Consider the following 10097-nt stretch of genomic DNA (forward strand, 5'->3'; position numbering starts at 1 on the left):
GACACCTTGGAGCCACCAACAATAGCTACCAGTGGCCGTTTCGGATTCTTCAGTGCTGCGCCCAGTGCATCCAGTTCAGCAACCAGCAGCGGGCCGGCGCATGCAACAGCCGCATATTTAGCAACACCATGCGTGGATGCCTGCGCCCGGTGCGCCGTGCCAAAGGCGTCCATCACAAACACATCGCATAACTCAGCAAGCTGTTTTGCCAGAGTATCATCGTTTTTTGCTTCGCCATGGTTAAAACGGACATTTTCAAACACCACGACTTCGCCGCTATTTACCTCGACGCCTTGCAGATAGTCGCGGGCTAAACGCACCGGCACCGTCAGTGCCTGTGCCAGATAATCTACCACCGGTTGCAATGAAGCGTCAGCTGCAAATACCCCTTCCTCGGGACGTCCAAGATGCGACATCACCATCACTTTTGCCCCCTTATCCAGCGCCAGCTGCAAAGTGGGAATGGCGGCTTTTAACCTGGCATCCGAGCTAACTTTGCCATCTTTAACCGGGACATTTAAATCTTCCCGTATCAGTACCCGCTTACCGGCTAAATCCAGATCGCTCATCCGAATAACGCTCATTGTTTGCTCCTTGTCATAAATATTATTGCAGCATGGCCCGCGCTGTATCGAGCATCCTGTTGGCAAAGCCCCACTCGTTATCGCACCACACCAGACATTTCACCAGGCGCTTGTGACTGACCCGGGTCTGCGAGCCATCGACAATGCAAGAGTGCGGGTTATGATTAAAATCAACCGACACCAGCGGCTCTTCAGTATAATCGAGAATGCCGCTTAAACTGGTAACACCGGCCTGTTGTAATGCATTATTGACCTTGTCGATGCTTACGTCCTGATGCAAAGTAACACTTAAATCCATCGCCGTAACATTAACAGTCGGTACCCGTACTGCTATTGCTTCAAACCTGCCGGCAAATTTGGGTAAAATGCGCTCTATCCCCAACGCCAGTTTGGTGTCCACCGGAATAATTGACTGACTCGCTGCCCGGGTACGGCGTAAATCAGGATGGTACGCATCGATAACCTGTTGATCATGCATTGACGCATGAATTGTAGTAATAGTGCCGCTTTCCACCCCGAAATGCTGATCCAGAACCTGAATAACCGGGACAATGCAATTTGTCGTACATGAGCCGGCTGATACCACTGTCATGTCGGGGGTCAGTAAATGCTGATTAATGCCATAGATAATAGTGGCATCAATATCTGTATCGGCCGGATGCGAAAACAACACTTTCTTTGCTCCGGCTGTCAGATGCCAACTGGCATGCTGCCGGCTGTGAAATACGCCGGTGCATTCCAGCACAATATCAATCTCTAATTCGGCCCAGGGCAGCTCCAGCGGATCAGCCTCACTGTATAGTGCAATGTCATTTCCCGCTACCCTGATGCCACCGGCAAAAGACGCTACCTCAAAACCAAACCGGCCATGAGAAGTATCATACTTTAATAAATGGGCTACGCCTTTGGCATCAGCCAGCTCATTGATAGCAACAACCTGCAACTGCTGTTGCCAACCATTTTCATAAATAGCCCGCAGTATATTGCGGCCAATCCGGCCAAAGCCGTTAATTGCCAGTTTAATGCCCATATCACCACATAGAAATGGGACCGCAGAGCGGCCCCGGAATTATTGTTAAGCTAACGGCTAGTCGTTTAGTAATTTTGCTGCCGCCTGGACGATGGCATCAACGGTAATACCAAAGTGTTTAAACAGTTGCTCGGCCGGGGCCGATTCGCCAAAACTGTTCATGCCGATGATATCACCCGTTAAGCCGACATATTTATACCAGCTGTCTACGATACCGGCTTCGACTGCAATTCGCCGGGTAACGGCTGCCGGCAGCACGGCTTCGCGATAAGCTGCATCCTGGGCATCAAATACATCGGTAGAAGGCATAGACACCACCCGCACCTGTTTGCCCTGCTCTGTCAGTATCTTCGCCGCCTGCACGGCCAGTTCAACCTCTGAGCCCGTGGCAATAATGATCAGGTCAGGTTGTTGTTTGCAGTCAATCAGCACATAACCGCCTCGTCTGATATTACTGACGGTGGCGCCATCACGCTGTTGCTGCACCAGATTCTGCCGGCTGAAAATCAGCGTGGTCGGGCCATCGTTTCGCTCGATCGCTGCCTGCCAGGCAACCGCAGACTCCACCTGATCACAGGGCCGCCAGTTCATCAAACCAGGTGTCGCCCGCAAACTGATCAGCTGTTCTACCGGTTGATGGGTCGGACCATCTTCTCCTAAACCAATTGAATCGTGGGTATAAACAAAAATAACCCGCTGTTTCATTAACGCAGCCATTCGTACAGCATTGCGGGCATATTCCATAAACATCAGGAAAGTGGCACCATAGGGTACAAAGCCACCGTGCAGGGCAATGCCGTTCATCATGGCTGACATGCCAAATTCACGCACACCGTAATAAATGTAGTTGCCACTGGCGTCTTCGGCCGTCAGCGGTTTGGAGTCATCCCAGATAGTCAGGTTGGAGCCGGCTAAATCAGCAGAGCCGCCCAGCAGCTCCGGCAGTAATGGCCCGAATGCATTCAGGGCATTTTGCGAGGCCTTGCGACTGGCAATGGTTGCCGGATTGGCTTGCAGTTTTTCAATGTACGCCTGGGACTGCTCAGCCCAGTTCGCTGGTAACTCACCTGCGGTTCGACGGCTGAATTCAGCAGCCAGCTCAGGGTAAGCCTTTTGATAAGCAGCGAACAGGCTGTTCCACTGCTGTTCGGCCGTTGCGCCCTTTTCAAGAGCACTCCACTCTCGGTAAATTTCATCCGGTATTTCAAACGGTTTATGTGGCCACTGCAGATATTCGCGGGCAGCGGCAATTTCACTATCGCCCAGCGGAGCGCCATGGCAATCATGACTGCCACCTTTGTTAGGTGCGCCATAGCCAATAACGGTTTTACAGCAAATCAGGGTGGGTTTATCTGTCTGCGCCTGCGCCTGCGCTATGGCCGCTTTTACCGCGTCACTGTTATGTCCATCAACATTGGCAATAACGTGCCAGCCATAAGCGGCAAAACGGGCCGGGGTATCATCGGTGAACCAGCCCTCGACATGACCGTCGATAGAAATACCATTATCATCCCAGAACGCAATAAGCTTATTCAGGCCGAGCGTACCGGCAATTGAGCACGCCTCATGGGAGATACCCTCCATTAAACAGCCATCCCCTAAAAAAACATAGGTGTAATGGTCAACAACCGGAAAGTCCGGGCGGTTAAACTGCGCAGCCAGGGTTTTCTCTGCCAGCGCCATACCCACAGCATTAGTAACCCCCTGCCCCAGCGGACCTGTGGTGGTTTCAACACCCGGAGCATAACCGTATTCAGGATGTCCCGGGGTTTTCGAATGCAACTGCCTGAACTGCTTCAGATCGTCAATAGTTAAATCGTAGCCACTGAGGTGCAGCAGTGAATACAACAGCATAGAGCCATGACCGTTAGATAAAATAAAGCGGTCGCGATCAGTCCATGCCGGGTTAGCGGGGTTATGCTTCAGGTAATCCCGCCAGAGCACTTCAGCAATATCTGCCATGCCCATCGGGGCGCCGGGGTGGCCTGATTTTGCTTTTTGAACGGCATCCATACTTAATGCACGGATAGCATTGGCGAGTTGTTTACGAGATGGCATTGTAGCTCCTGCTGCTGGTTTTCATGAGGACAACATAAAACGTGGCCTTATTTTCACTTACTGCCGGTCAGATGGCAAATGATAATCCTTGGCGACCATTATTTTCCGGTTTGCAGTGATCGGCCTGTTAACTTTACCGTAAACTTTGGCATTAAAGACGTCTGGGCGTCAAATATTACTAGCCAACACAGTTCTGTTTAACTAAAATAAGCGGCTATTTTTCTGGTGGCAGTGACAAGGCAGCAGTTAAGGCCTGACACAATTGCAGTTTAGCCGCCAGCGTGATGAATTAACCAACTTTGGTGGAATACACAGATGGCACAACATATTTTTACTTCTGAGTCGGTATCTGAAGGACATCCGGACAAAATCGCCGATCAAATCTCCGATGCAGTATTAGATGCAATTCTGGAACAAGACCCGAAAGCCCGTGTTGCCTGCGAAACTTTTGTAAAAACCGGTATGGTACTGGTAGGCGGTGAAATAACGACGTCCGCTTGGGTTGATATCGAAGAACTGACCCGGAAAACGGTTCGTGAAATTGGTTACACCCACTCCGATATGGGCTTTGACGCCGATTCCTGTGCCGTCCTTAATGCCATTGGTAAACAGTCACCCGATATTAATCAGGGGGTGGACAAACACGACCCGCGGGAACAGGGTGCCGGAGATCAAGGCTTAATGTTTGGTTATGCCAGCAATGAAACTGATGTATTAATGCCAGCACCGGTAACCTATGCGCACCGTCTGGTACAGCGCCAGGCTCAGGTCCGCAAAGACGGCACCTTGCCCTGGTTGCGGCCGGATGCGAAATCACAGCTCAGCTTTATTTATGAAGACGGTAAGCCGGTTGGTATTGACGCCGTGGTGTTATCCACCCAGCACTGTGACAGTATCAGTACTGAAAATTTGCGCGAAGCCGTCATGGAAACCATCATCAAACCAGTACTTCCTGCTGAATGGTTAACCAAAAGCACCAAATACTTTATTAACCCGACCGGTCGTTTTGTGATTGGTGGCCCAATGGGCGACTGTGGTTTAACCGGCCGCAAAATTATTGTCGATACCTACGGCGGCATGGCGCGCCATGGTGGTGGTGCTTTCTCCGGTAAAGATCCGTCAAAAGTTGACCGTTCAGCAGCTTACGCTGCGCGCTATGTCGCGAAAAACATCGTCGCCGCCGGCCTGGCTGACCGCTGCGAATTACAGGTGTCTTACGCTATCGGTGTGGCTGAGCCTACTTCAATCAGCCTTGAAACCTTTGGTACCAGTAAACTGACTGAAGAGCAGTTAATTAAACTGGTGCGCGAGCATTTTGACCTGCGACCCTATGGCCTGATTGAAATGCTCGATCTGGAGCGGCCGATTTATGGCGCTACTGCTGCTTATGGTCATTTTGGCCGCAGCGAATTCCCGTGGGAAAAAACAGACAAAGCTGATTTACTGCGTCAGTATGCAAAGTAAGCAGTCTTCAACAGCCTTTGTGCTAAAAAAGAGAGCTTCGGCTCTCTTTTTTCCTTTTAAATTGGTAGTTCAGCTTATTTTACGCTTACCTGAACCGGTGTTTTGTGTATGATAAGGACGTTTTACCTTCCAGGGTAAGCTGCCAGTTAACCGCAGCTGACAAACTAAAAAGATAAGAAAGATAACAAGGTCAAAGGAAATATTATGTCTGAGCAAACTGCTGCCGCAAGAACCGGTTGGCTGAACCGTGCGCTGAACGGGATCGAAGTTGTCGGTAATAAGTTACCCGATCCGGCAATGCTATTCGCTATTTTAATGGTCATGGTCTGGGTGGCATCATGGCTGTTGTCCGGTGTCACTTTTAATGAAGTCGACCCGCGTACCGGCGAAGCTATCGTGGTCAATAATCTGTTGCAGGCAGACTCGCTGGCCACTTTTATGGCAAAGTTAGTTAACACCTTTGTCACCTTTCCACCTCTGGGTGTGGTGCTGGTTGCAATGCTGGGGTTAGGGGTCGCTGAGTACACCGGTTTTATTAATGCCGGTTTGCGTTCTATTTTAAGTGTGACGCCGAAAATGCTGTTAACGCCGGTACTGGTGTTTGTGGGTGTCGTCAGCCATATGGCAGTTGACGCCGGCTATGTGCTGGTGATTCCACTGGGTGCAGTCATATTTTATGCCGCTGGCCGCCATCCGCTGGCGGGTATCGCTGCAGCGTTTGCCGGCGTATCGGGTGGCTTCTCGGCAACCGTGCTGCCATCGAGCCTGGATCCGCTGTTAGCCAGTTTTACTCAGGCATCTGCCCGCTTATCGGCCAACCCGGCAGCAACGGACATGATGATTAACCCGCTGAATAACTATTATTTCACCACCGCTTCAACCGCACTGGTGGTGTTAATTGGCTGGGTACTAACCGACAAATTTATCGAGCCACGCTTAAACGCATCCACGGTAGTCGACGCTGATGCTGCTGATTTACCCAAAATGGACGATTTGAAACCGAATGAGCGCAAAGGCTTAATCTGGGCGGCATTTTCTATGCTGGTCAGCATTGGTTTACTGGTGGTGTCTGCCGTTCCGGAAACTTCTGCCTGGCGCGCGGCCAATGGTTCACTGACTGATTTTGCCGCCCCGTTAATGCAGTCGATCGTTGGCATTATTTTTATCTTCTTTTTACTGCCCGGTATTGTCTACGGTTATGTTGCCGGTACTGCCGACAACCATCGGGAAATTATCAAGGGCATGAGCAAAGCGATGAGTGGCATGGGCTACTATATCGTTATGGCGTTTTTCTGTGCCCAGTTTATTTATGCCTTCGGTCAGTCTAACCTCGGTGCTATTATGGCGATTAAAGGCGCCAACTGGTTAAAAGAGATGGCCTTCCCGATGGGCTTTACCTTAATTGGTATCGTGTTCCTGTCTGGTTTTGTTAATCTGTTAGTCGGTTCGGCTTCAGCCAAGTGGGCGCTGATAGGCGCTGTTATGGTGCCGATGCTGATGGAATTAGGCGTATCTCCCGATCTGACGCAAGCCGCTTACCGGGTGGGGGACTCATCAACCAATATCATCACGCCGCTACTGCCGTACTTCCCGCTGGTCGTGGTATTTTGCCAGAAGTATGTTAAATCAACCGGTATCGGTACCCTGATTGCATTGATGCTGCCCTACTCGGTCGCCATGCTGATTTTATGGTCATGCTTTCTGTTGGGATACTGGGCGCTGGATCTTCCACTGGGTATCGGTTCAAGTTATACCTTCCCTGCTGGTCAGTGATAACAGCACTGGCTTTCAGTGGATAAACTTTTAATTGTTCTGGTTGAAACCGCTGCTACTGCAGCGGTTTTTTATTTTGGATTGACCATTTCCCTGCTACCATTAAGCACTTTTATGCCGGAGCAGTCAGTATGCGCATCCCCCGAATTTATACCCCTCAGCCCCTGTCCATTAATACCGCTTGCACACTGGATGACGACGCTGCCAACCATGTTGGCCGGGTACTGCGGATGCAACCGGGTCAGGCTCTGCAATTATTTAACGGTGATGGTCGTAATTATACAGCTACGATAAGTGACGTTAATAAAAAGCAGATCACGGTCAGCATAACGGCAGCCGAGCCGAATCCGGTAGAGTCCCCGCTGTCTATCCATCTGGGCCAGGCAATATCACGCGGCGACAGAATGGACTTCGCTATTCAGAAAGCTGTTGAACTCGGCGTTACTGAAATTACCCCACTGTTTACCGGCCGCTGTGGCGTTAAGCTCGATGGCGACAGGCTTGTCAAGCGAAATGAACAATGGCAGAAAATCGCGATTAGTGCCTGTGAACAAAGTGGCCGCAGTGTCATTCCGACAGTCCATCCGGCGATATCGTTAGAAGAGTGGCTGGCCCAGGATACAAAATCATTACGCCTGACCTTGGATCCGCGGGCCGGCGCCACCATTAAAACCTTAACAGCCAGTCAGCATATCCGGCTGGTTATCGGCCCGGAAGGTGGTTTTACAGACGCTGAGGTTGCTGCCACCGGCCAGGCTGGCTTTACCGGTATTCAGTTAGGACCAAGGGTACTTCGTACTGAAACAGCGGCGCTGAGTGCAATCAGTGCCTTGCAATTGCAATTTGGCGATCTCGCCTGAGGGTATTATGACCGTAATTAAACTCGGGGTAGTGATGGACCCCATCAGCCAGATCAATATTAAAAAAGATTCCAGCTTTGCCATGTTGCTTGAAGCCCAGCATCGCGGTTATGAAATTCATTATATGGAAATGGCTGACTTATACCTGCTGGAAGGCGAAGCACGGGCCAGAACGAAAACCCTGACCGTGCGCGAGGATAGTCAGCACTGGTTTCAGTTTAATAAAGAGCAGGATATCGCGCTTGCTGAATTAAGCGTTATTTTGATGCGTAAAGATCCGCCATTTGATACTGAATATATTTATGCCACCTACATTCTGGAGCGGGCCGAACAAGCCGGCAGCCTGATTGTCAACAAGCCGCAAAGCCTGCGGGATGCCAATGAAAAACTTTATACCGCCTGGTTTAGCGAGTTTACCCCAAAAACATTGGTCAGTCGGGACGCAGCCCGCTTAAAAGCGTTTTATAAGGCCGAACAGGATATTATTTTAAAGCCGCTGGATGGTATGGGTGGCGCGTCCATCTTCCGCTTACAAGCAGGTGATGCCAATGTCAGCGTGATTATTGAAACCTTAACAGCGCATGGCAGCCGCTATGCCATGGCCCAGCAATATATTGCTAAGATCAACGAAGGCGATAAGCGGATTTTAGTGGTAGACGGCGAGCCGGTACCCTATTGCCTGGCCCGGATCCCGGCCGTTGGCGAAACCCGGGGTAATCTGGCAGCCGGCGGCCGGGGTGAAGCGCGGCCGCTGTCTGAAACAGACTGGAAGATAGCACGGGCGCTTGGCCCGGTACTAAAACAAAAAGGGCTGATTTTTGTGGGTTTGGACGTAATTGGTGATAAGCTTACTGAAATCAATGTTACCAGTCCCACCTGTATTCGTGAAATCGAGGCGGCTTATCCGGTCAGTATTACCGGTATGTTATTCGATGCAATCGAACACCGCCTGAATGTTACCTGAGTGCCGTAACCACGTTACTGCAGTTACTTTGCAGTAACCACAATGCTCTAACTGCAAAAGTGAGGTTGTTATGCAAGATTTCCAGGACCACTTTTTAATTGCCATGCCCGCGCTGGACGACCCGATGTTTAAGCGCAGTGTCACCTACATTTGTGAGCACAGTGCAGAGGGGGCGATGGGTATTGTTATTAATCATCCACTTAACGTCACCGTGGCCGAACTATTAGACCAATTGCAAATTAAGTTTGATCATAAAAGCAAGGTAGCCAACAGCGCGGTGTGCGCCGGCGGTCCGATTCAAAGCGATCGTGGTTTTGTCCTGCATAGCCCCAAAGCCGGTTACAGCAGTAGCTTGGCGTTAAATAATGGCCTGATGGTCACCACATCTAAAGATATTTTAACCGACTTAACTACCGCTGACGCGCCAGAGAAGTTTTTACTGGCCCTTGGCTATGCTGGCTGGACCCCGGGTCAACTGGAGCAGGAAATTGCCGATAACAGCTGGCTGGTTATCCCGGCTGACAACGGTATTATTTTTGATTTAAGTCATGCAGACAAATGGCATTCAGCCACGGCAAAAATGGGCATTAAGCCCTGGCAGCTGACGTCTGAGGCAGGACATGCCTGATGGCCGCCAGTAAAACAGTACTTAGCTTTGACTACGGTACCAAAAGTATTGGCGTAGCGGTTGGAAATGACCTTACCGGCAGCGCCAGCTTGTTACCAGCATTAAAGGCCCAGGATGGTACCCCAGACTGGCAGCAGATAGCCAAATTAATTGCTGACTGGCAACCACAACTGCTGCTGGTGGGGTTACCACTGAATATGGACGGCAGCGAGCAGGATTTTACCAGCCGCACCCGCAAGTTTGCTAACCGGCTGCATGGCCGGTTTGGCTTGCCGGTGGCATTTCACGACGAGCGCTTATCTACCGCCGATGCCCGCAGTCGCTTGTTTGCCGAGGGAGGTTATCGCAATCTTAGCAAAGATAAGGTCGACAGTTTGTCGGCACAGATAATTTTTGAAGGTTGGTATGAGCAACAGTCCTGAACCGGTTAATCGTCCTGAACCCGTTAATAGCCCTGCCCAGAGTAACAACCCCGAACCCAGCATCGCCCGCGGCTATTATCAGCATTATAAGGGCGCCTGCTATCAGGTTATCGATTTAGCCAGGCACAGTGAAACGGGCGAGTGGCTGGTCATCTACCGGGCATTATATGGCGACTACGGTCTGTGGGCGCGGCCTGCCAGAATGTTCAGTGAAACAATTAGCATTGCCGGTGAACAACTGGCCCGTTTTCAATATATTGGCGAACAACCGCCGGCATAACAATAATGATTGTTCTGCCTGTTTAACCACGCCA

The 10097-nt window shown here is 50.6% G+C and carries 10 protein-coding genes; 7 read left to right on the forward strand and 3 right to left on the reverse strand.

What is annotated here, in order from left to right:
• The 3 genes from pgk to tkt form a co-directional block, all read right to left on the reverse strand.
• On the reverse strand, positions 1–584 hold a 584-nt coding region (gene pgk, locus R3177_RS09835), incomplete at its 3' end, for a phosphoglycerate kinase (RefSeq protein ID WP_318970864.1).
• A gap of 22 nt (positions 585–606) precedes the next feature.
• Positions 607–1614 (reverse strand): erythrose-4-phosphate dehydrogenase, encoded by a 1008-nt coding sequence (gene epd, locus R3177_RS09840; protein ID WP_318970865.1) that lies wholly within the window; start codon positions 1612–1614, stop codon positions 607–609.
• A gap of 57 nt (positions 1615–1671) precedes the next feature.
• Positions 1672–3672 (reverse strand): transketolase, encoded by a 2001-nt coding sequence (gene tkt / locus R3177_RS09845; protein WP_318970866.1) that lies wholly within the window; start codon positions 3670–3672, stop codon positions 1672–1674.
• 315 nt (positions 3673–3987) lie between these two features.
• On the opposite strand from tkt, the gene metK reads away from it, so the two are divergent.
• The 7 genes from metK (at position 3988) to R3177_RS09880 (ending at position 10063) form a co-directional block, all read left to right on the forward strand.
• The gene (metK, locus tag R3177_RS09850; RefSeq protein ID WP_318970867.1) at positions 3988–5136 is read left to right on the forward strand and encodes a methionine adenosyltransferase; all 1149 of its coding nucleotides are present in this window, start codon (positions 3988–3990) and stop codon (positions 5134–5136) included.
• Between the two features lie 204 nt (positions 5137–5340).
• Positions 5341–6909 (forward strand): AbgT family transporter, encoded by a 1569-nt coding sequence (locus R3177_RS09855; protein ID WP_318970868.1) that lies wholly within the window; start codon positions 5341–5343, stop codon positions 6907–6909.
• Positions 6910–7040: 131 nt separating this feature from the next.
• The gene (rsmE, locus tag R3177_RS09860; protein ID WP_318970869.1) at positions 7041–7769 is read left to right on the forward strand and encodes a 16S rRNA (uracil(1498)-N(3))-methyltransferase; all 729 of its coding nucleotides are present in this window, start codon (positions 7041–7043) and stop codon (positions 7767–7769) included.
• A 7-nt stretch (positions 7770–7776) separates the two neighbouring features.
• On the forward strand, positions 7777–8733 hold the full coding sequence (gene gshB, locus R3177_RS09865; RefSeq protein ID WP_318970870.1) for a glutathione synthase: 957 nt from the start codon (positions 7777–7779) through the stop codon (positions 8731–8733).
• A 70-nt stretch (positions 8734–8803) separates the two neighbouring features.
• Positions 8804–9361 (forward strand): YqgE/AlgH family protein, encoded by a 558-nt coding sequence (locus R3177_RS09870; protein ID WP_318970871.1) that lies wholly within the window; start codon positions 8804–8806, stop codon positions 9359–9361.
• A complete protein-coding gene (gene ruvX / locus R3177_RS09875; protein WP_318970872.1) occupies positions 9361–9783 on the forward strand; it encodes a Holliday junction resolvase RuvX in 423 nt (140 codons plus the stop codon). The genes R3177_RS09870 and ruvX overlap by 1 nt, the downstream gene beginning before the upstream one ends.
• A complete protein-coding gene (locus tag R3177_RS09880) occupies positions 9767–10063 on the forward strand; it encodes a DUF1653 domain-containing protein (RefSeq protein WP_318970873.1) in 297 nt (98 codons plus the stop codon). Before ruvX ends, R3177_RS09880 begins: the two co-directional genes overlap by 17 nt.
• Positions 10064–10097: the final 34 nt, after the last annotated feature.

Source organism: Arsukibacterium sp., assembly GCF_033722355.1.
In the GTDB taxonomy this organism is placed as follows: domain Bacteria; phylum Pseudomonadota; class Gammaproteobacteria; order Enterobacterales; family Alteromonadaceae; genus Alishewanella.

Bases quoted from the DNA above. Each gene is read 5' to 3' on its own strand.
- ruvX (WP_318970872.1), top strand. From the start codon at position 9,361: ATGGCCGCCAGTAAAACAGTACTTAGCTTTGACTACGGTACCAAAAGT.
- rsmE (WP_318970869.1), top strand. From the start codon at position 7,041: ATGCGCATCCCCCGAATTTATACCCCTCAGCCCCTGTCCATTAATACC.
- R3177_RS09880 (WP_318970873.1), top strand. From the start codon at position 9,767: ATGAGCAACAGTCCTGAACCGGTTAATCGTCCTGAACCCGTTAATAGC.
- R3177_RS09855 (WP_318970868.1), top strand. From the start codon at position 5,341: ATGTCTGAGCAAACTGCTGCCGCAAGAACCGGTTGGCTGAACCGTGCG.
- gshB (WP_318970870.1), top strand. From the start codon at position 7,777: ATGACCGTAATTAAACTCGGGGTAGTGATGGACCCCATCAGCCAGATC.
- R3177_RS09870 (WP_318970871.1), top strand. From the start codon at position 8,804: ATGCAAGATTTCCAGGACCACTTTTTAATTGCCATGCCCGCGCTGGAC.
- tkt (WP_318970866.1), bottom strand. From the start codon at position 3,672: ATGCCATCTCGTAAACAACTCGCCAATGCTATCCGTGCATTAAGTATG.
- metK (WP_318970867.1), top strand. From the start codon at position 3,988: ATGGCACAACATATTTTTACTTCTGAGTCGGTATCTGAAGGACATCCG.
- epd (WP_318970865.1), bottom strand. From the start codon at position 1,614: ATGGGCATTAAACTGGCAATTAACGGCTTTGGCCGGATTGGCCGCAAT.